This window comes from Paenibacillus sp. FSL R7-0331 (assembly GCF_000758645.1).
GTDB classification, from domain to species: domain Bacteria; phylum Bacillota; class Bacilli; order Paenibacillales; family Paenibacillaceae; genus Paenibacillus_AQ; species Paenibacillus_AQ camerounensis.
Genome location: NZ_CP009284.1, coordinates 4,501,059 through 4,521,906 on the forward strand (window position 1 = coordinate 4,501,059; position 20,848 = coordinate 4,521,906).

The 20,848-nt window shown below is 52.9% G+C and carries 17 protein-coding genes; 6 read left to right on the forward strand and 11 right to left on the reverse strand.

The window, feature by feature from the left end; all coding sequences use genetic code 11:
- Positions 1 to 25: 25 nt before the first annotated feature.
- Positions 26 to 3,703: a dynamin family protein gene (locus tag R70331_RS32340; RefSeq protein ID WP_269322199.1), complete on the reverse strand. Its 3,678-nt coding sequence runs from the start codon at positions 3,701 to 3,703 to the stop codon at positions 26 to 28.
- Positions 3,704 to 4,095: 392 nt separating this feature from the next.
- Here R70331_RS32340 and R70331_RS19330 point away from each other — a divergent pair, with 392 nt between their 5' ends.
- Together R70331_RS19330 and R70331_RS19335 are read left to right on the forward strand one after the other, a co-directional pair.
- On the forward strand, positions 4,096 to 4,449 hold the full coding sequence (locus R70331_RS19330; protein WP_042178085.1) for a PadR family transcriptional regulator: 354 nt from the start codon (positions 4,096 to 4,098) through the stop codon (positions 4,447 to 4,449).
- Positions 4,436 to 4,990: a DUF2812 domain-containing protein gene (locus tag R70331_RS19335; protein WP_052419125.1), complete on the forward strand. Its 555-nt coding sequence runs from the start codon at positions 4,436 to 4,438 to the stop codon at positions 4,988 to 4,990. Before R70331_RS19330 ends, R70331_RS19335 begins: the two co-directional genes overlap by 14 nt.
- A gap of 154 nt (positions 4,991 to 5,144) precedes the next feature.
- Here the strand turns inward: R70331_RS19335 and R70331_RS19340 are convergent, their stop codons facing one another.
- From R70331_RS19340 to leuC, 9 genes are all read right to left on the reverse strand, one after another.
- On the reverse strand, positions 5,145 to 5,540 hold the full coding sequence (locus R70331_RS19340; protein ID WP_042178087.1) for a hypothetical protein: 396 nt from the start codon (positions 5,538 to 5,540) through the stop codon (positions 5,145 to 5,147).
- An 81-nt stretch (positions 5,541 to 5,621) separates the two neighbouring features.
- Positions 5,622 to 5,888: a hypothetical protein gene (locus R70331_RS19345; RefSeq protein ID WP_042178089.1), complete on the reverse strand. Its 267-nt coding sequence runs from the start codon at positions 5,886 to 5,888 to the stop codon at positions 5,622 to 5,624.
- Between the two features lie 2 nt (positions 5,889 to 5,890).
- Positions 5,891 to 6,601 (reverse strand): endonuclease III, encoded by a 711-nt coding sequence (gene nth / locus R70331_RS19350; RefSeq protein ID WP_042178091.1) that lies wholly within the window; start codon positions 6,599 to 6,601, stop codon positions 5,891 to 5,893.
- 189 nt (positions 6,602 to 6,790) lie between these two features.
- On the reverse strand, positions 6,791 to 9,541 hold the full coding sequence (locus tag R70331_RS19355; RefSeq protein WP_042178093.1) for an S-layer homology domain-containing protein: 2,751 nt from the start codon (positions 9,539 to 9,541) through the stop codon (positions 6,791 to 6,793).
- Positions 9,542 to 9,623: 82 nt separating this feature from the next.
- On the reverse strand, positions 9,624 to 10,277 hold the full coding sequence (locus R70331_RS19360; RefSeq protein ID WP_042178096.1) for a GerMN domain-containing protein: 654 nt from the start codon (positions 10,275 to 10,277) through the stop codon (positions 9,624 to 9,626).
- A 108-nt stretch (positions 10,278 to 10,385) separates the two neighbouring features.
- Positions 10,386 to 11,828 (reverse strand): N-acetylmuramoyl-L-alanine amidase family protein, encoded by a 1,443-nt coding sequence (locus tag R70331_RS19365; protein ID WP_042178098.1) that lies wholly within the window; start codon positions 11,826 to 11,828, stop codon positions 10,386 to 10,388.
- Positions 11,829 to 11,990: 162 nt separating this feature from the next.
- Positions 11,991 to 13,583: an N-acetylmuramoyl-L-alanine amidase family protein gene (locus tag R70331_RS19370; protein ID WP_042178100.1), complete on the reverse strand. Its 1,593-nt coding sequence runs from the start codon at positions 13,581 to 13,583 to the stop codon at positions 11,991 to 11,993.
- A gap of 189 nt (positions 13,584 to 13,772) precedes the next feature.
- On the reverse strand, positions 13,773 to 14,378 hold the full coding sequence (gene leuD / locus R70331_RS19375; protein WP_042178103.1) for a 3-isopropylmalate dehydratase small subunit: 606 nt from the start codon (positions 14,376 to 14,378) through the stop codon (positions 13,773 to 13,775).
- A 33-nt stretch (positions 14,379 to 14,411) separates the two neighbouring features.
- Complete coding sequence (gene leuC / locus R70331_RS19380) at positions 14,412 to 15,836, reverse strand: 3-isopropylmalate dehydratase large subunit (protein WP_042178105.1); 1,425 nt, start codon at positions 15,834 to 15,836, stop codon at positions 14,412 to 14,414.
- A 217-nt stretch (positions 15,837 to 16,053) separates the two neighbouring features.
- On the opposite strand from leuC, the gene R70331_RS19385 reads away from it, so the two are divergent.
- Positions 16,054 to 16,614 carry a hypothetical protein gene (locus R70331_RS19385; RefSeq protein ID WP_042178107.1) on the forward strand — a complete coding sequence of 187 codons (561 nt, stop codon included), beginning with the start codon at positions 16,054 to 16,056 and terminating at the stop codon, positions 16,612 to 16,614.
- 98 nt (positions 16,615 to 16,712) lie between these two features.
- A complete protein-coding gene (locus tag R70331_RS19390) occupies positions 16,713 to 17,624 on the forward strand; it encodes a LysR family transcriptional regulator (RefSeq protein ID WP_042178109.1) in 912 nt (303 codons plus the stop codon).
- Positions 17,625 to 17,773: 149 nt separating this feature from the next.
- Here R70331_RS19390 and R70331_RS19395 read toward each other — a convergent pair whose 3' ends face one another.
- The gene (locus R70331_RS19395) at positions 17,774 to 17,971 is read right to left on the reverse strand and encodes a hypothetical protein (RefSeq protein ID WP_042178111.1); all 198 of its coding nucleotides are present in this window, start codon (positions 17,969 to 17,971) and stop codon (positions 17,774 to 17,776) included.
- 437 nt (positions 17,972 to 18,408) lie between these two features.
- Between R70331_RS19395 and proB the strand changes: the two genes are divergently transcribed.
- Positions 18,409 to 19,512, forward strand: coding sequence for a glutamate 5-kinase (proB, locus tag R70331_RS19400; RefSeq protein ID WP_042178113.1), 1,104 nt, complete (start codon positions 18,409 to 18,411; stop codon positions 19,510 to 19,512).
- Between the two features lie 83 nt (positions 19,513 to 19,595).
- Positions 19,596 to 20,843 (forward strand): glutamate-5-semialdehyde dehydrogenase, encoded by a 1,248-nt coding sequence (locus tag R70331_RS19405; protein ID WP_042178115.1) that lies wholly within the window; start codon positions 19,596 to 19,598, stop codon positions 20,841 to 20,843.
- The last annotated feature ends 5 nt before the right edge of the window (positions 20,844 to 20,848 follow it).

A 20,848-nucleotide genomic window follows, 5' to 3' on the forward strand; every position in this document is an offset into this window, starting at 1 on the left:
GTTCTTCGACATTTTCCTACAAACTTCACAGAACTTTATTCAAAAGCTCGTCGAAATTTTGTTCCAGCTGCTGCAGCCGGGAGACAATGTCACCCCAGTGCTCTGCTGAATCACCTCCTTTCAGCAGCTCAGACAGCGCTTCCTCCCGTTCGTTCAGGGCTTCCCTCAGCCTGTCTGCAGCCTCTGCCAGCGCAGTGTTCAAAGCGTCGGCGTAAAAGCCGAGCAGGATCTGCTGCTCCGCTTCTGCCGCCGTAGTGAGCGCCTCTTTCAGCAACGGCTCTGCTGCTGCCCGCAGCTCAGTACGGCCGGGCCCTTCAAAAAAGTGACGGGGCGATCTAAACCGGCTCCAGAGGCCGGACCAGTCGATCGGGGTAAGCGCTGCTTCCAGCTTATCCGGCGCGGCCCAGCGCTCCTGCCCGTTCACCGGCAGCGGCAGCTCCCGGCTGGACAGTGACAGCTCTTCTGCCGCAGCCTGGGCAGCCTGGCTGACCAGCCGGACTCCGGCTGCTTCCAGCCGCAGCGTAGTGGCCCATAATTCCTGCTCCAGCTCCCGCTGCAGCGAGCGTTCCAGTTCCCGGCCGCAGGCAATGAAGATATCCTTCAGATTACGTGCATCCTCGCGCAGCAGCGAAGGGTGGAACGACTCCTGAAAAAAGCTGCCCAGCGCAAAGCCGATCCGCTGGCGGACATGATAGATCAGTTCTTCGCCTTCACGCCGCAAATCGCGGCCTGGCCGTTCTTCCGCAGCGAGCTGGGCCAGACGCTGTGCTGCGGCTTCTTTACGCGCCTGCAGCTCCTCCATCCCTGCTTCCCTGCGGCTTGCTTCGGCTGCGGCCAGCTCCTGCCACTCCTCTGCTCTCAGCCGTACGGAGGTAATGCTGCCTCTGGCGGCATTCAGCGACAGCTGCGGCAGCTCTCCGCCGGCGAACTGCGCCAAGGCTTCCTCAAAGCCGCGGAAGCGGGAGGCCTCATACCGTTCCTGTCCCATTCCCGCCTTGCCTTCCAGCGCGAGCAGGCTGGACAGGGCAAAGATACGCGGCGCAGTCAGTCCGCCGGCCCGCAGATTCCGGACTACATGGCCCTTAACCTCTTCCAGCTCCTCTTCACTGCTTGCCAGGTCAGAGGCATTGATGATAAAGAACATTTTATCCAGGGCAAAGCTGTCCTTGATCCGGCCAAGCTGGGCCAGCAGGCCGCGGTCTGCCTTCGAAAATGCATGATTATAATAGGTCACAAAGCAGATTGCATCCGCATTCTTCATATATCCAAAGGTTACGCCGGTATGGCGTGCATGCAGGGAATCCGCTCCCGGCGTATCGACCAGAATGATACCGCTTGCGGTAAGCGGACAGTCATAATACAGATCCGTCCCCTGGATGAAGCAGGCCCGGGTCTCATCGGCAACCAGACTGCGGTATTCCTGCAAATCGACAGTACGTACAGTACCGAGCAGCCCTTCTGCCTGCTGCCAGCCCGCCGCCGCTGCCCGCAGGAAGCCGATATGCGGCAGTGCCGAAGGATGCAGGCCGCCTGCCTGCAGGTTAGCGGCAGCAGCTGTCCACGTCTGATACTGCGGCAACGGCAGCTGCAGCACACCGAAGGAGTGGACGATGTCGTCCCAGAATTCCTGCTGCGACTTCATGGTAATCACGGCATTCCCGTGCCGGCACTCCCCCTCCGGCGCAAGTATGCGCCCGACGGCGGCTGTGGCGGGATGCGGAGACACAGGCAGCACGTCTTCGCCCAGCAGGGCGTTAGCGAAGGAGGACTTGCCGGCGCTGAATGCCCCGAACAGCGCCAGTGTAAAGCGGCCGCCGGAGAGGTCCTCCGCCCGCGCCGCCAGACTGCGCGCCGCCGAGGCCATCGCCGGCTCGCCGCGCAGCAGCTCCGCCGCAGCGTCCAGCACCGCTGCGGCCTGCCCCAGCCGGCGGCGCCCGCCCGCCGGCGACCCCGCCGCCGGAGAGGCCGGGGCGGCGGAAGGGCCGGCCGCGGCGCTGTGCCGCGGCCGCGCTTCTCGCGGCGCTGCCTCCGGCGCGGCCGCGTAGGCTCTTGCCCTCACCTCCGGCAGGGAGCCGGGGGTGAGGGTGCGGCGCTGCGGCAGCAGCGCCGCAAGGGCTGCCGCGCGGGCCTCCGCCGCGCGGTCAAGTGCCGCAAGCGCAGCGGCGGCATCCGCCTTGCGCAGCAGGGCGGCTTCGCGGCGCGCGAGAGCCTCGCGCCGCTCCCCGATGAGCGGCGGCAGCTTCGCCAGCAGCTCATCGCCGCCGGCGAGCACAGCGCGGCGGTACTGTGCTTTGATCTCTGCCGCAAGTGTGCGGCAGAGATTGAGCAGCGCCTCGCCGCTGCCGGACGTTCCCGGCTTCACCTGGCCCGCGAGCCACTCGCGGGTCACCGCCGGGAAGCTGTCCTTCAGCCGGGCCTCCGCCCCGTCCTCCCAGAGTTCAAGGCCTTCGGCCCATTCGCGCACCGCCTGCAGAAGGTGCCAATCCAGCTGGCCGGAGATTTCCCGGCTCTGCAGCCCCTGCCAGACATCAAGGCGCTTCTCCTGTTCCTTCTCCCGCTTGGCCGCAGTGAACAGCAGCCCGCGCCGGAACCCGGGCGCAAGGCTCTCCACATAAGCACCGGCTGCCTCTCTGACATCCGCAGGCATAAGATTACTGTTAGCCAGCAGAGCATCGAGCCTGCTGCGCAGATGATGCCGCGACGCTTCCGGCAGGCCGGCAAGAGCGTCCTGTTCTCCGGCTAATGCCTCTAGTAGAGCCTTTACTTTGGCTACATCCGCCCCCTGCGTCTCTTCCTCCAGCTGTTCCCTTTGCTCACTCTGCTCTTCCCCATATGCAGTTACCAGTGTATCTGCAAGATGATGGGCTGACCTGGACAGGCTATATTCAAGCAGCTCCTCCCGCCGCTCCAGCAGTGCGGCAATCAGCGCTAACAGCTCCTTCCACTGATTAAGCGGATGGTCCTCCACCTTTAGGGAAGTAAACAGCAGCCCTGCGGCCTGAATGCCCCAGGCATCGAAAGCGCTTTCCAATTGCTGCCTGTATTCCTTGATCGTAATTTCCCGCTCACGGTGCTTGTCGATCTGATTGACTATGAGGTACAGCGGCTTGCCCCAGTCACTGAGGTTCTTGGCAAAGGCCAGATTATTCTCTGACTGCACATGATTGTAATCCATCACATAGAACACCACATCAGCCAGATGCAGGGCCGAACGGGTCGCCGCCTGATGGCCGTCATCGGTTGAATCAACTCCCGGTGTATCCATCAGTACACCGTGCGCTCCAAGCACAGGAACCTGCTCCCACACTTCGATTGATGAATACCCCCCGCCGTTACGGCAATATTCCTGCAGCTGGCCAGGCGTAGTCTCCCAGGGAATGACCGGAATATCCTGATGCTCAGGCACCGGATACAGCACTACACGCGGCTCTCCGCAGCGGATTGATACCACATTTGCACTGGTCGGAACAGGACCCGAAGGCAGCACATCGCTGCCGCACAGCTTGTTGATCATGCTGGATTTGCCCGCAGAGAAATGCCCGCAAAAAGCCAGTGTAAGTTCGTCCTTCTGCCGCTTCATCTGTAAATCCCCGATTACACGGGCCGTCTCATGCTCATCCCACTGCTCCATCAGCTCTTGTAATGATGATAGGGATAAATCCTTTATCTGTTTCTGCTCCAGCTTCGTCTGTTCTGCCCGCACAAGCCCACCTCCGCCGTATCCCTATATATTTCTTCAGCTTATAACTATGTACTTAGCTCATTTTATGTCCATTAAAGAGAAACAACCGCTTTCAAACCTTCAGATCTCTGCGATGTGCAATGTTTTAAAATCTGCTATTTAAAATTTAACACGCCAAAGATTATTTACATTTTATCACCAGTCTGCCATAAATCAAATCATCATCTTTTACAAAATCAGCTATAATCCTCCACAAAATCTCCGTTGCCAATGTTATTACCTTAAAACACAAAGCAGCAGCAATTCAGCTTGACAATGTTATTTTATGGAATTATTATATCCATATAAGATATATCTATAATGGATATATCCAAACGAGATATATTATTTCCCCATACAAAAGAGGTGAGAAAGTGTCCAGAGCCAATTCCTTGCAGACAGAGCAATTAACAGACTCAGCCTACTATATTCTTTTAGCCTTAATTGTCCCCCGGCACGGCTATGCCATTATGAAGTATATTGAAGAGCTGACAGATGGAGAAGTCAAGATCGGACCCGCTACATTATATACACTTATCAAAAAGATGCAGAAGACCGGTTACATTTTACTGAATGAGGATGACGATGACCGGAGGAAAACCTACCAGCTGACCGCCAAGGGTGAATGGGTTATTACCGCTGAGATTGAACGGAGATTGAGAATGGCAAGGCACGGTAATGCTGCACTACATCAATCAAAGGAGGAAGCTTCACATGAAAAAGAATAGGTTACAGACGAAGTATGTGCTTTCTATGGGGTTGGCTTTTGCTGAAGAGACGGATATGAGCAGGCTGAGCAGATTGTCTGCGCAAGGCTGGTTCCTGAATCATTTTTCCCTGTTTGGTTTCGTTGTCTGCAAAGGGCCGGAGCATAAGCTCGATTACTGCCTCGATATACGGCAGCTGCAGCAGGCTGAAGAACAGGAGTACAGAAATCTGTTCACGGACAGCGGGTGGAGTTATGTATGCTCATCAGGCGATCTCCATATGTTCTCGGCAGAACCGGGTACAGTTCCTATCCATACCGACCGCGAGACCCTTTATGACAAATATTCCGGAGTTGTGCGCCAGAGCCGTACAGCAGCTCTTATAGCACTAATGCTGACAGCAGGAGCTTTCACTTTACGGTACCTGTCTGCAACCCTGTGGGAGTATGTACTGATACAGAACATTTCCTTTGTAGCCGTCACGCTCAGTATTATGCTGCTTGTCCCCTCCATCATGGTCTATTTCGGCTTCCGCCGGCGCCTGAAGGCATACTTTTCCTGAACGTGACCAGCAAATGTAGTTAAGCGCACTCTGAACAACTAAGTTATCCGCATTTCATCAAATCACAGGATAATTATAGCTGCACAAAGAACACTAATATGGAGAAGGTTCATCCTTCTACTGGTTTTTAGTGTACAATCTACAGTCATAGCGTTTATTCGGGGTCTGCTGCCTTTGGTGCGGAGAGATCAGTGATTGCCTGAACAGAGAGTTGTAACGCTCGAAGCCTTCTTACCAGAAGCGTTCTTTGCGGACTGCCGGCCTTGGATCTGGCATAGCTGCTTTCAACAGACGGCGTTAGTTCCATTAGAACTTTACGGGCTTCAGCTAATTCTTCAAGGGTATACGGACAAGGCTTTTTCTCCCAGGTATTTTCAAGCACGGCTAAGCCGGCACACATAGCACGGAGCCGTTTTTTAACCAGGGTAGTGTTTGCACCACTTTCAGTCATTTGGCTTAGAGCACTTTCCAGCTTGCGAATCGTTGACTGCAATGCTTGTAATGACTCAATCTGCTCTACGTTTAATTTATTCACAGCTTCTTCTCCCATGATGACGTCCCTCCTTTCCGGTTTTCGGATATTATTAAAAAGAGCCGGCCCCTGCGGGCCGGCTCTGCATGTGAATCCATATTAAGCTGTTTCCAGAACCGGAAGCAGAATTTCGAATACTTTACCGTGCTGGAGAATAGTCAGACCGCGTGACTTGTCCTTCATAACGACAACCTCAGGCTTCTGGGACATACGCTCCAGGTAGTGCTCAGGCACATCTCCGGAATGGCTGATGGTGATGCCTTCTACTTCCTGCTCTTCATTTTCTTCAAGCGGACTTTCTACTACACGGTCAAAAATATCGGAGAAAGTCTCAAAATTATCGGTATACACAGAAATGCACTTCATCTCTATCCCATCCTCTTCTTCATCTCTAACTTCGTTTTTGCTCCCGCCTCAGTCTTAGTTTTCCTGATTGTTGCGGTTTTCATACGTTTTTTACCTTCCCTGCATACGTCCAGCAGCGGACAAACCTGGCATGCCGGATTCTGTGCTTTGCAATGATAGCGTCCGAAAAAAATCAGCCGGTGATGCGTAAGGGTCCACTCCTCACGGGGCACCGCCTTCATCAGCTTCTTCTCCACTTCAAGCACGGAATCATCCCAGCCCGCCAGCGCCAGCCGTTTGGCTACACGCTCCACATGAGTATCAACGGCAATGGCCGGAACTCCGAACGCATTGGAGACTACGACATTGGCTGTCTTCCGCCCGACGCCCGGCAAGGTAACCAGCTGATCATGCGCCTCCGGCACTTCTCCGCCGTATTGCTCAATCAATATGGAGCACAGCTTCTGAATATGCTTGGCTTTGTTACGGAACAATCCGATGCGCCGGATATCATTCTCCAGCTCCTCTAAAGGAACCGAAACATAGTCCAGCGGGGATTGATACTTCTGAAACAGGTCCACTGTCACTTTATTTACTGTTGCGTCCGTACATTGGGCTGACAGCAATACCGCAATCGTCAGCTCGAAGGCGTTCTTGTGGTTCAGCTCACAATGCGCGTCAGGAAATAAGTCTCCAATACTATCCAGAATGTGGCGGACCTCTGCTGCTTTCATAGCGTCCCCTCCACGGAGTGTTTACACTCGGAGATATTCATACGAGCGTACCTTCTCATAATCTGCAGAAATATAAGGATACATTCAGTGATAAGCATACCAGTTCTTATATTTCAAAAAAAACGTCTTGACGCAGTCAGTCTTTCCTCTGCGTCAAGACGGTGTTTCACACGGAAATCCACCATAACATTATTGTTTCACAATTTCAACTACAACATCGTTATTAAAATACAATATAATATTATCATTTTCTTTGAGAGATTGCACGGATAAAGTCGTGTCACCTTGATGAATATATACATTAGCTGCCATTACATAACGATAAGAATCATTAAGCGTGGCGCGTTTGACCTGCAGCTCGTTATTGCCCGCATCTATCCGTGAGAACACCTTGCTGAGCTGCGTCAGCACACGGACCAGAATAACGCCGTCCGAATCCTTCCGTACCTCCACCCGGTCAGCTGTTGTTACACTGGCAAGTGATGTAGTCGTTACACCATCACGTACTACTCTGACACCGCCGGCAGCCGCAAAGGTCTGGGAGGTTCCGGTATAATCCTTAACAGTGAGTGTCGCTGCTGCGGCATCTACCGCTGCTACCTGACCGCTGCTTACCTTAACCGCCTGTATGGAGGTTGGTGAGCTGCCGTCCAATTTCACATTGATAAAGCCGCCTACCTTCAGGTCACTGATTGTAATCGTCTGACCGGCATCATTTGTCATCGGAATGGTCAGGGTATACAGCTCAGTGGTGCCGCCAGACCATTTTACACCCAGTTTATTCGCAGCACTGTTCAGGCTGGTAATTTCAAGCTGTACTGCGGTATGGACACGCAACACAGAGATAACATCCTGATTACCGGCTAGTACAGCTGTAACCTGGCTGTTAACTGCCACATCAGCCATACTGGCCGCCGCTTTGCCGAAATAATCCACAGTCAAAGGATAAGGCAATGTCAGTGACTGGCCATTAGTCAGCTTCAAGACAAGTGTCCGGGCTGTAGCGTTCAGTGATGCCACGGTTCCGCTGTACTTGGTTGTACTTTCTACAGACAGGGCACGGTCTCCGACAGAGTTAACATCTACCTTACGGCCTTCTGTTAATCTTGAGGCTATACCGGCAAGCGTAGGTGAGGCTGCACCGTCATAAGCAAGCTTTGTGCTGGCATTAAGCAGCACTACGTGTGCTTTATTGCTGCTGTCTGTGAAGGTAAGCAGCTGTGTTTTGGTATTATAAGCGACAACCGTTGCTCCGGTATACTGCTCGATCTGGCGGCTCGTCACTTCAATTTTTGTAACCTGGTCGCTGCTGTTCAGTGTAAGCTGAACATTGTCGCCTCCAACCGTATCGGCAATCAGATCGGCTGCAGCCGGATTCGTTACATTAGGAATAACAATGGCCGGGGAAGCGGCAAGCAGCTTGACTTCGCGAGTGCCGTCGGACTTTTTGTATACAATGGTGGAGTCTGTAAGCTCTACAATGTAACCCTGTACAGTCCGTTCAGTAGCAGAAGTAACCTCAACCGAAGTGAGTATGTTATTTCTCACTGTATAATTCACAGCGGAATTGGTTCTGAGATCAGCAGGCTGTAATACGGCATTCTGTGAGCTGAACAGCGTGGTTCCATCCTCCCAGCTGAAGCTCTCTATGGTACCAGCAGCATTTTTGAAGGTGATTTTTTTGCCTGCCGTATCGATGCCTTGAATCGTTCCGGAAGCTGTCTTGTTTACAATTCCGGAAGTCACCTGCAGCTTAACTACCTTACGGGTACCGCTGTAGGTCTCGCGTGTCAGCTTGATCTTGCTGCCTGCAGTAACCGCGGAAGCATTAATGACAGCATCATTTACGTCAGCAAAGACTGTATTCTCATCATAGCTGTATTGATCATATCCGGACGGGGAATCGATCCAGATCACGCCTGGTGTAACTTTGGCAAAGGTTCCTTCAACACTTTCAATCTGTTGCACTGGGTCTGTCAGCTCTACATACGCCGCGTTGTAGGTCGCCCCGATAACCGTAACCTTAGTATACGGCTGAATTTCATTCAGGCTGATTCTGGTTTCAGATGCACTTGTAAAATAAGCCGTCGCAGCCGTCAGATTGTAAGTGGAGTTGGAGCCGCCTCTATATAGCGTAAGCTTTCCGTCCTTCAATGCACTTACCGTCCCGGATACCGTATTGTCAGGCTGGACTGTGCTGTGAGCTTCAGCCCGGCTGAAAAAGGTAGCCAGCTGTGCACGGGTTACCGCGCCCTGCGGATCAAAGCGGTTGCCGTCCAGTCCGTTAGCCAGTCCGAGATCTACCGCTGCATTAATATAGCCGCGCTTATTGGCGGACACCTTCGAATCATCAGCAAATCCTGTGGTTTCTCCTGCGGCAGCCGCTGCCTGCGAGGTTTTGCCTAAGGCCCTGATCAGCAGCTCGGCTACCCATTCCCGTGAAGCTTTACGCGCTCCCCAGGAGGTCTTCAGGTTATCTGCAGCCATTTCAGCCGTCTTGTCCAGCAGACCTGACTGGAATGCAAGTACTACATAAGGCTTGTAGTAGTTATTAACTTCAAAATTGGTTGGAAGTACTACATCTGTAGCACTGTCTACGTTGTCCTGTAATTTCATGAAACGCAGTGCCATCAGGACAGCTTCCTGCTGGGTAACAGAGTCTCCGGGGCGGAACAGCCCGTTGTTGCCGACTACGATTCCCTGGGAAGCCAGCTTGTAGATATGCTTTTCGGCCCAGAAGCCGGTCTTCACATCGCTGAAAATGCTGCTTGCCGCTGCCGCGGTTTGCGTTGTTGTAGTTGAAGTAGCGGACGGAGTAACAGCAGTTTCGGCAAATGCCGTACCTGCTCCGCCAAACGCGATAGCGCCGGCCAGCACGGCAGAAGCCGCCTGGGTAGAATAAGCTCTAAGAGTATGTTTTGATCTTTTTTGACCGGACAATGCGTTATTCCCCTCTCTATTTCCCAAATATTATTCAGTTAGTGATTCGCCAGCTTTCACTTGCTTTCCTGCTTCCAAGGGCTTACAGCCCGCTGTTCTCTCTAGTTATCGGGTGCTCCAGATCCACATGTCCCATCAGGCTCTCCACCTGCTCACCGTCAACAAGCAGCTCAATTGAGCTCACTTCACTGAACTGGAAGAAGGTCTTTGCCAAAGAACTGACAGCCATTGCTTCGCCGCCGGCGCCAAGCTGTGCTTCATCCGGCTTGTGAACATCCAGCGTAACCTGGCCGTCTTTGAACTCAAGCGATTTCAGCTCAATGCCGCCCCAGAGAGTTACCTGATCCGCATTGCTGCTGGTTTGCAGCGCCTTGAAGCTTTCTGTGTATTTCTCAGTCTCGTTGCCGAAGCTGATCGTAACTGTTGCGGGGACCAGGTCCAGCTGCTGCGGGTCGGTAAAGTATACTTCAATGCTCTGGCTCTGCTTCTCCGGCTTAGCCGGTTCAGCGGTTGCAGCCGGAGAAGGACTTGGTTCAGCCTGCGGTGCAACCGATGGTGTAACCGTTCCTTCTGCCCCGTCAGCTCCGTTACCGGTCGTTCCTTCCACTCCGCTTACAGCTGCAGTGCTGCTTGGCGCAGCCTCAGCTGCCGGCGCTGCAGTCGGTTTATCTCCACAGCCGGCAATTACCATCAGAAGCACAGCCGAAACTGCTGTATAAGTTATTTTCTTATTCAACATCATTACCCCCTTTAGATGAATATGGGCAGACAGGACAGCAAAGCCTGTTCAGCCCGCCTCTTCCGGCCGGACAAGACTTTGCGGCCCGCATCTGCCGCGTAGCTGCTATTTCAATCCGAGATATTCCTTAATTCCGCTGACAATGCCAGCCGCTATCTTATTCTGCAGTGATTCTGTGAACAGCGCTGATTCGTCGCCTTTGTTGCTCAGATATCCTGCTTCAAGAAGCACCGCCGGCATCTTCGTTTCACGGATGACGTGGAAATTACCATACCGTACACCGCGGTCGCTAAGTCCTGTAGCCTGTACAAGATACTTATGCATCACATTTGCCAGCGCCTTGCTGGATTCTCTCTGGTAATATGTTTCGGTGCCGCTTGCAGAAGATGAATTACTGCTGTTCGCGTGTACAGAGATAAACAAGTCTGCATTAAGGTTGTTAGCAATCGCTGCACGGTCCTTCAATTCAAGGAAGGTATCATCGCTGCGTGTTAGCACTACGTCAATGTTATTTTCTTTTTTTAGCAGCTCGGCTGTTTTAAGCACGATAGCCAGATTGAAGTTTTTTTCGTATTTGCCGGTCACTCCGACAGCCCCCGAATCCTTGGCTCCGTGTCCGGCATCCAGAACAACCAGCTTCCGGCCGTTGTTACCTGGCTGGGTTGACGGATTGTCAGTAACAACTGCATTCAGATCAACAACAACCAGCCTCGAGGTATCGCCTGTAACCTCAACTGAATAATTCTTGGAGCTGGTCGTATCAATTACAAAACGCACTGTATAAGGGCTTGTACTGTACAGCGAATAACGCACTGCAGTAACATCCGGGTAACCTGTCACGGCAAGACTGCCGTTAAGGTTCGGGTCCAGTACCTGCCCGGTTCCGAACAGATCGGAGAAGGTCGCGTTTTCCAGATCAATTACAATCCGGTCCGGTCCGCCCACCTTGGATACCTTAGGTACCGCATTTCCCTCCATGGCTATGGTCAGCCGGTTCTCATTGAAGCTGATTCCGTTCACCATTGTCAGGTTCTTCGCAGGTTCAGTAGGGGGAACAACTACAGTTGAGCCGCCGTCAGCGGCGCCGCCCTCAGAACCGGTGTTATTTCCCCCGGTTTCAGGGGTAATAAGGGTTACAGTCTTCTGTGTGTTATCCCAGCTGACAGTCAGCCCGAACTGCTCACTGATAAACCGGATAGGCACCAGGGTGGTACCGTTACGGTTAAGCGGGGCGTTAGCGAGAAGAACAGTCTTGTCATCCACAGAAGCGGCAGTCTGGTCTATAACCAGCTTAATGGTTGTCAGCTGCTGGCTGATTGTAACCGTCTTGCTGCTCTGATCCCAGTCCACCTTGTAGCCGAGGTTTTCGGAGATCATTCTCAGCGGCACCATTACGGAACCGCCCACATTCTCGACCGGAGCATTCTGACCAGCAGTCAGTTCCTTTCCGTCGAGAAAAATCTTGTTGTTTGCGGCAGCAGCCTGTCCATGCTCCGGCAACACCAGTACAAAGAGCATCAGCAACAGCGTAAAAGCAAATTTCTTCATCTTTCACCTCTAAGAATCTAGTATTCCGCCAGATAATGGCGTTCATGATGACCTGGCCACTGACAACCTTCGACAATGATTAGACGCCCCGGCAACTCAAAAGTTGCGAATTAATTCCAGATTACGTCCGTTTTCCTCCCAAACTGTCTAGCAAAGCTTCCTCTACAGCCCGAGATATTCATAGATTCCGGCAACAAGCTCCTTTGCCAGATTATTTTGCAGCGTCTCAGTATACATGGCAGCTTCATTTCCGGGATTGGTCAGATAACCGATCTCCAGGAGTACCGCAGGCATAGTCGTCTCACGGGTAACATGAAGGCTTTTACTGCGGACCCCGTTATCCTTGAAGCCGGTTCCTGCTACCAGATGCTTATGCAGAATCTGGGCCAGCGGCAGGCTCTCGGTACGCGAATAATAGGTTTCACTCCCGTTAATCTTCTCCCGGTTAGGGTAGGTTACATCAAGGGAGTTGCCATGAAACGATATGAACAGACTGGCCCTGGCGGCCTCGGCAATCTTCACCCGGTCCGCAAGTCCAAGTGTAAGGTCGGTAGTCCGTGTATATACAACATCTACTTTGCCGTCCTGGGCAAGCAGTGCGCCGACTTTGTTCGCAACTGCAAAATTAACATCCTTCTCCAGCTTACCGTTAGGGCTTACTGCTCCGGGCTGCTTACCGCCGTGTCCGGCATCCAGAACCACGACAGGTTTGCCTAAGCTCCCCGTACCGGAAGCAGGGCTGGTTCCGCTGTTTACCGCATTCAGATCAATCGTTACAAGCCCAGTAGAATCATCTGTGCTCAGCTGATACGGCTGATTTCCGGCTGTCTGGATGACAAAGCGGACAGTCGAAGGACTGGTGCTGAACAGCGCATATCTTACCTCTGTAACCAGCGGATACCCGGTGACATCAAGCTTGCCCTGCGGCGTACCGTTCGGTGCAACGCCTGGCAGGCTGCCTACGAAATCCGCAGCAAAGGATGCACCAGCAAAGTCCACAATAATTCTGTCCGGGCCGCTGAGCCTTGACACCGCAGGCTTGGCGCCTCCAGCTGCGGCTACAATCAGGCGGTTCTCACTGAATACCGCACCCAATACCTGCGGAGTAACAGCTACATTTCCGGCGCTGCCGGGAATTGGGGTCGAGGCCGGACCGGCAGTAATGTCATCATCCTGGCCTGTTACCGCTGTAGGGGCAGGCGCAGCGGACGGTGATGCTGCCGGCTGAGGAGCTGCTGTTGCCATAGGCTGAGGAGCTGCTGTCACCGCCGGGAGCGGGTCTACGGACGGCACGGTGCTCCCTGCCTGTCCGCCGCTCAGATAGACGGTTTTGTCACTGTTATCCCAGCCTACCTTCAAGCCGAATTGCTCACTGACGAAGCGGATCGGTACAAGCACCGTTCCCCCGTTTTGCTTGGGAGCCGCATTAAGCGTCAGGGTCACTCCGTCAGCTTCGGCAGTTTTGCTGCCGACGGCCAGCTGAACGGTTTTGCCGTCCTGCTGTACGGTCACCTTCTTCGACTTCTGCTCCCACAGCACCTCGAATCCCAGATTTTCGACAACGACCCGGATCGGAATCATAACGCTTCCATTTACGTTTTCAAGCCTGATTCCCTGAGGCAGCGACAGCTCCTGATTGTCCATAATGATCCTGCCGGCTCCGCTTCCGGCTGCGGCAGCTTCCCGGCCGGCGAAGGACAGCAGAAGCAGTGGCAGCAGCAATAGTAATAACACACGTTGTCCGGCTCTTCTCATCCCTTACTCTCCCTTCTGGCAAATAATAGTTACTACTAAAAACACAGATAAAGATTAGACGACAGAAATCCCCAAAAGTTGCCTGCACAGGCAATGAATATATCGATTATAGCAAAAAAACTTCTATCTCCGGTACACGGAAATAGAAGTTTTGTGTAAAATTTGTAAAGTTTAAGGATTCTGCTGTCTTTATCTGGCGAACAGCTTGGCAGCATGACGTTCTTCGTACGCTGAGATCTCATCGGCATGCTTGAGGGTCAGCCCGATGTCATCCAGACCCTGGAGGAGGAACTGGCGGCGGTGCTCATCCAGCTCGAAGCTGATGCTCAGCCCGTAATCATCGTTCAGTGTATTATTCTCCAGATCCACATTTAGCTTGTAGCCTTCGTGCTCTGCTGTGCGGATAAAGAGATCATCCACCTGGGCTTCTGTCAGCTTAATCGGCAGGATGCCGTTCTTGAAGCAGTTATTATAGAAAATGTCGGCATAGGACGGTGCAATAACCACTCTGAAGCCGTAATCCATAATAGCCCAAGGTGCATGCTCCCGGGAGGAGCCGCATCCGAAGTTAGCGCGTGAGATCAGCACAGATGCTCCCTCGTAGCGCGGCTTATTCATTTCAAAGGCAGGATTATCATTGCCTTCTTCATCAAAACGCCATTCGTAGAAGAGGAACTGTCCGAAGCCGGTCCGCTCAATCCGCTTCAGGAACTGCTTTGGAATAATAGCATCTGTATCAACATTTACCCGGTCAACCGGGGCAACAATTCCGTGTATTTTTTTGAAGGCTTCCATATTGTTATTTCCTCCCGCTCTCTCTCAAAGTTTCTATGCGTTGACGGCTTCCGTCTTGTAATTCCAGTCACGTACATCAGTAAACCGGCCTTTGATGGCAGCGGCAGCGGCCATTGCCGGGGATACAAGGTGCGTACGTCCTCCGCGTCCCTGGCGGCCTTCAAAGTTACGGTTAGAGGTCGAGGCACAACGCTGTCCGGGCTGGAGAACGTCAGGGTTCATCGCCAGGCACATGCTGCAGCCCGCTTCACGCCATTCAAAGCCTGCTTCAGTGAATACTTTGTCGAGACCTTCCTTCTCCGCCTGCATTTTGACGCGTCCGGAGCCTGGAACTACAATGGCAGTAACTTTGTCAGATACCTTGTGGCCTTTGGCTACCTGTGCGGCAGCACGCAGATCTTCGATCCGACCGTTGGTGCAGGAGCCAATAAAGACATAATCAATGCCGATTTCCGACATCGGGGTGCCTGGTGCAAGATCCATATATTCAAGCGCTTTTTCAGCAGCTTTACGTTCATTTTCGGTAGTGAAATCAGCCGGATTTGGTACGCTTGAGCTGATGTCCGTACCCATGCCCGGGCTTGTGCCCCAGGTTACCTGCGGAATCAGTGTTTCTACATCGAACTCAACAACCGTGTCATACTGCGCACCCTCATCGCTCACCAATGTTCTCCATGTAGCAACAGCAGCGTCAAAAGCTTCACCTTGGGGTACATATTCACGTCCGCGCAGATATTCGAAGGTCGTATCATCCGGAGCAATCAGGCCTGCTCTCGCTCCGCCTTCAATGGACATGTTGCAGACGGTCATGCGCTCTTCCATCGACAGCTCGCGGATTGCTTCGCCGGTGTACTCGATAACATATCCGGTTGCAAAGTCGGTTCCGTATTTGGCGATAACGCCGAGAATCATATCCTTGGCTGTAACGCCTGGATTGCGGCTGCCGGTAAAGCGGACTTCCATCGTCTTGGCTTTGGACTGCTGCAGACACTGTGTAGCGAGCACATGCTCAACTTCACTCGTACCGATACCGAAGGCCAGAGCGCCGAAAGCACCGTGTGTCGAGGTGTGGCTGTCTCCGCAGACAATCGTTTTGCCCGGGTGGGTCAGGCCGATTTCCGGCCCCATAACGTGTACGACCCCTTGGTCAATGTCATTCAGGTCAAACAGTCTGACGCCAAAATCGCGGCAGTTCTGCGACAGTGTGTCAATCTGCTGCTTAGAGATCGGGTCCTTAATATTAAAACGGTCCTTGGTTGGAACATTGTGGTCCATCGTTGCAAAGGTAAGCTCCGGACGGCGGACCTTGCGGCCACTCAGGCGGAGGCCTTCAAAAGCCTGCGGGGAAGTAACCTCGTGCACCAGATGCAGATCGATGTAAATGATGCTCGGCTTGCCTTCTTCAGAATGAATAACGTGATTGTCCCAGATTTTCTCAAACATTGTCTTGTTGCTCATGATTTCACCTCATTAGTAGAATCGTTCATTGGAAGAGAGCGTGGAGTCTCTCTTGAATGCTCTAAATATAACATCGCCGTGTTTATTATTCCAAGATATGATTTCTATTAAACTAATAGCCTGCGCTTATAAGCAGTAAAAGGCCCTTTTTGAATTCACTATCAATTCTGATAGAATCAGTTAACACATAACATTAGACAGATTTAGGAGGAAGGACATGAAGAAACCATTTTATAAGAGCTGGCTGTTCTGGGTAGTTGTAGTTCTCCTGGGCAGTATTGTGGGCCAGCTTGCAGCAAGGAATAAACCGGATGACCAGACCGCTCCGTCTGCCACGCAGCAAGCACAGCGTACGGCGGCTGCCGATACTCCGGCAGACCAGGCGGCCGGCAATCCATCCGTAAGCTGGGAATCCGCAATTAAGCAAATCGCCCAGTCTGACACGGAATCCGCCCAAAAAGCCGATGCCGTTCTAGTCTTAGCTAAAAACTACTCCCCTTCTCCTGAGGAATTGCAGGACTTTGAGTCGCAGATTGTTGAGGAGTATAATGCCGGTAATTATCTGGCGCATATTGAGGATGCCGAGTACATGCTGGTTAATCTTTTTAAAGCTGCTGTGGTTGAAAGCATTCATTCTGACGGGGAACCGGTTAGGGCATTTGCTTCCGGCTTTTCACACAATATCTCGAATATCTTCCGCGGCACTGATACCGTTGAAGGCACTTCTATAAAGGCCAATGAAGCAGAGATGGATAAAACGCTTGCTGAAATGAAGTAAGAGACCCCTTATGGGGTCCTCTTGCTCCTACAGCTATATTAAAAAGACCACTTATAGGCTATACTTATAAGCATTATAAGTATACAAGGGGTACGATTATGGAATTAAGACAATTGCAGTACGCACTGCAAATAGCAGCGGAGCGCAACTTCTCGCGGGCCGCCGAGAAGCTGCATGTAGCCCAGCCCTCACTCAGCCAGCAGCTGTCCAAGCTGGAGAAGGAGCTCGGCGTGATGCTGTTTCAGCGCAACACAAGCTCAGTCGAGCTGACCCATGCCGGAGAACGGTTTGTGGAGCAGGCAGAAGTGATTCTTAGTGCGGTTGAGCTGCTGCGCCAGGAGATGTCCGATATTTCACAGCTGCGCACAGGGCGCGTCGTTGTCGGGAGCATGCCGATTACCGGCGCGCATCTTCTGCCCCATGTTCTGCCTGTATTCAAGCAGAATTACAGTGATGTTGAGATTTCACTGCTTGAGGATTCTTCTATGAATCTTGAAAAGCTGACTGCAGGCGGCCAGACGGATCTCAGCCTGCTGTCCCTCCCGCTGGAGATTCCGACACTGGCGTATGAAGTGCTTGGAGAGGAACGGATCGATCTGGCTGTTCCGCCTGACCACCCGCTGGCATCACGCAAAGCCGCGGGGATCCGGACATCACTTGAGGAGCTGAAGGACGAGCCGTTCATCGTCCTGAAGGAAGGCCAAGGCTTCCGCAAAATGACCATGGAGCTCTGCCGGAAAGCCGGATTTGAGCCGCAGGTTGTATTCCAGAGCAACAATATGGAGACCATACAATCCCTGGTTGCAACAGGAATGGGAGTTACGCTGGTGCCCCATTTCATCGCCCGTGCACCGCGCAGCGAGTTTGTTCCCGTCTACCTGCCTTTGGCTGAGCCGGTGCCAAGCCGCACGCTGGTCATTGCCTACCGCAGGGGCCGCCATTTATCCAAGGCTGCCGAGGTGTTTATTGAAACGTTCAAAAATACTGTTGCCGGGCTTGCAGAAGCATAAAGCTTTTCAAGCTAAGACGGCGGATATAAGGAAAGGCTGCCGGACGTTCGCTCATCAGCGGAAGTCCGGCAGCCTTTGTGCTGTACATATATTCTTTTGGCACATTTACGTCAACCGGTTGTTATCGCCTAGTCGCACATACATCATCTTTACATCTGCCGGTTATGCTGGGTAATCATCCTGTTCTGGTTATCCGGCATACGGGCTGTGCTCTCATCGACCGGTCCTTTGGTTTTGGAGTCCGCTGCCCGTTCCTCAACAAAATCCCGGATAGCCTGATTCTGAAACTCCGCCGCCTCTTTGGCATTTTCCGTCTGTTCCTGCGCGACCTTGCTGTCTTTACTCAAGTGGATGCACCTCCTGGTAACAGATTATAAATACTTTACCCGATCCGCCCGCAGATAAACATGATATTCCGCTGATGCGGCAACGCATAAAAATATTCCTGAGAACTCCCTTTGCAAACCGTACACTGCCATGGTATTCTAATTGTCAAATAGTGAAACGTGCAGACGGGACCAGTAAGAAATGCTATATCCGTGAGCAGAGAGTAAATTCCGGAAGGCTGAGAGAATTTACCGCGGTTGATATTTCCGAAACCTACCCCCGAGCGGCCTGCCTTTGCAGGACGGATACTCCCGTTACGAGAATGAAGTCGGATGATCCCTCATCAATGAAGGTGGTACCGCGGAAGTTAACCATGCTTTCGTCCTTTGCGCAGTCTTAGGATGGGGGCTTTTTGTCGTTTTCTGTTGTTTAATTATAAAGGGGAAGTGAAGATAAAGTGGCGATACGTATTGTAGTCAAAATCGGCAGCAGCTCACTGACCGGACCTGAAGGCGGCTTAAACCGCGAAGCCGTAGCCTTCTTTGCCGCTGAGCTTGCCGCACTGCGGCAGGACGGCTGCGAGGTACTGCTGGTAACCTCCGGGGCAGTGGCTGCCGGATTCCGCGGAATAGGTTATCCTTCCCGGCCGAAGCTGCTTCACGAGAAGCAGGCAGCCGCTGCAGTCGGACAGGTAATGCTGATGCAGGCGTATCAGGAGGCTTTTGCACAGCATGGCCTGCCTACCGCACAAATCCTGCTGACCCGCACAGATTTCTGCAGCCGCCGGGCGATGAATAATGCCATGATGACGGTTGAGGAGCTGCTCAGACAGGGTGCCGTCCCGGTATTTAACGAAAATGATACGGTATCAGTCGATGAGCTCAAATTCGGGGATAATGATACCCTGTCGGCGCTGGTTGCCAATCTGCTCAAAGCCTCGCACCTTCTTGTGCTGACCGATATGGACGGACTGTACAGCGGAGACCCGCGTAAAAACCCTGAGGCCATCCGCTTCAGCCGAATACAGGAGATAACACCTGAAATTTATGCCTATGCAGGCGGAGCCGGCTCCAGTGTCGGTACTGGAGGGATGCGCTCCAAGATTGACGCCGCCAAAATTGCCACCCGCGGCGGAGTGCCGGTCTTCATTGGACGTGCATCCGAACCAGGCGATCTGGGGCTGGCTGCCGCCGGAAACGGAAAGGGAACTTATTTTGACACCACCCTCTCGTCCCTGCCGGTCAAAAAACAATGGCTCGGCTTTATGTCGACACCGCTCGGCTCCCTGTATGTGGATGAAGGAGCGGTCGAGGCCCTGCTGCACGGAGGACACAGCCTCCTGCCGGTCGGCGTCAAAAGGATTGAGGGAAGCTTCCACTCCGGTGATGTCGTGGAGGTTCTTGGGCCGGATGGGGCCTTGCTGGGACGGGGAATCGTCAACTATGATGACGCCCAGCTTCGCAGTATTCAGGGTCTGCCCAGCCGGGAGATTGTTCCAAGGCTCGGCGAAGTCCACCGGCTCGAGGTTATCCACCGGGATGAATGGATCACGCTGCGTTAGCCGGGCAGGCAGCACAATTCATAAAGCTGTCATCTGAATGAATGAGATTATTTAACATAGACCACTTTCCAGGAGGGAACATTATGAGTGAAGTTGTAAAAAAAGCATCGCTTGCAAAACAAACTACAGGAGTACTGGCAGGGCTAACTACAGATCAGAAAAATGAGGCTCTGCTTGTTATGGCTGCTGCGCTGCGGCAGGAAGCTGAATCAATAATTGCCGCTAATGCGGATGATCTGGAACGCGGGCGTAAGGCAGGAACTCCGGAATCCATGCTCGACCGTCTGGCTCTGGATGTCAGCCGGATCAACGGCATTGCGGAAGGCTTACAGCAGATTACCGATCTGCCCGATCCGATTGGAGATACACTCGAGGCCTTTGAGCGCCCGAACGGCTTGTCCATCGAAAAAATCCGTGTTCCGCTCGGGGTCATCGGCATCATTTATGAGGCCCGCCCGAACGTGACAGTAGATGCTGCCGGACTTTGCCTGAAGACAGGCAATGCAGTAGTGCTGCGCGGCGGCTCCTCTGCCCTCTCCTCTAACCGCAGGATCGTTGAAGTACTGCACAAGGCACTGGCCCAAACCTCGTTACCCGCTGACGCTATCCAGCTGATCGAAGATCCGAACCGTTCTTCTGTTGACGAGATGCTGAAGCTTAACGGCCTGCTGGATGTAATCATTCCGCGCGGGGGCAGCTCCTTGATCCAAAACGTTGTGCTTAATGCCACTGTGCCAGTAATTGAAACCGGGGCAGGCATATGCCATACTTATCTGGATAAAGGCAGCGACCCTGAAATGGCCGAACAGATCAGCCTTAATGCCAAAGCCCAGCGTCCCTCCGTCTGTAACTCTATGGAAACCTTGCTCGTCCACCGTGACTACGCCGCTGAGCATTTATCTGCGCTAGGAGAAGCCTTCCGCAAAGTAAATGTGGAGCTGCGCGGCTGTCCGGAAACAGTAGCCCTGATTCCTTGGGCAGTACCTGTAACCGCAGAGGATTTTGCAACCGAATATAATGATTACATTCTCAATATCCAGATCGTCAGCGGACTGGACGAGGCGCTGAAACATATTGACGAATATAGCACTAAGCATTCCGAATGTATTGTTACTGAAAATGCAGAGCACGCTGCCCGGTTCCTGCAGGAGGTTGATGCTGCAGCGGTGTACCATAACGCCTCAACCCGGTTCACCGACGGGTTTGAATTCGGCTTCGGCGCCGAAATCGGCATCAGCACCCAAAAGCTGCATGCGCGCGGACCTATGGGGCTGCCTGCACTTACTTCCTGCAAATATAAAATCCGCGGAACCGGCCAGATCCGGGGATAACCTTC

Bases quoted from the DNA above. Each gene is read 5' to 3' on its own strand.
- R70331_RS19385 (WP_042178107.1), top strand. From the start codon at position 16,054: ATGAAGAAACCATTTTATAAGAGCTGGCTGTTCTGGGTAGTTGTAGTT.
- leuD (WP_042178103.1), bottom strand. From the start codon at position 14,378: ATGGAAGCCTTCAAAAAAATACACGGAATTGTTGCCCCGGTTGACCGG.
- leuC (WP_042178105.1), bottom strand. From the start codon at position 15,836: ATGAGCAACAAGACAATGTTTGAGAAAATCTGGGACAATCACGTTATT.
- R70331_RS19405 (WP_042178115.1), top strand. From the start codon at position 19,596: ATGAGTGAAGTTGTAAAAAAAGCATCGCTTGCAAAACAAACTACAGGA.
- R70331_RS19335 (WP_052419125.1), top strand. From the start codon at position 4,436: ATGAAAAAGAATAGGTTACAGACGAAGTATGTGCTTTCTATGGGGTTG.
- R70331_RS19370 (WP_042178100.1), bottom strand. From the start codon at position 13,583: ATGAGAAGAGCCGGACAACGTGTGTTATTACTATTGCTGCTGCCACTG.
- nth (WP_042178091.1), bottom strand. From the start codon at position 6,601: ATGAAAGCAGCAGAGGTCCGCCACATTCTGGATAGTATTGGAGACTTA.
- R70331_RS19345 (WP_042178089.1), bottom strand. From the start codon at position 5,888: ATGAAGTGCATTTCTGTGTATACCGATAATTTTGAGACTTTCTCCGAT.
- R70331_RS19365 (WP_042178098.1), bottom strand. From the start codon at position 11,828: ATGAAGAAATTTGCTTTTACGCTGTTGCTGATGCTCTTTGTACTGGTG.
- R70331_RS19390 (WP_042178109.1), top strand. From the start codon at position 16,713: ATGGAATTAAGACAATTGCAGTACGCACTGCAAATAGCAGCGGAGCGC.
- R70331_RS19340 (WP_042178087.1), bottom strand. From the start codon at position 5,540: ATGGGAGAAGAAGCTGTGAATAAATTAAACGTAGAGCAGATTGAGTCA.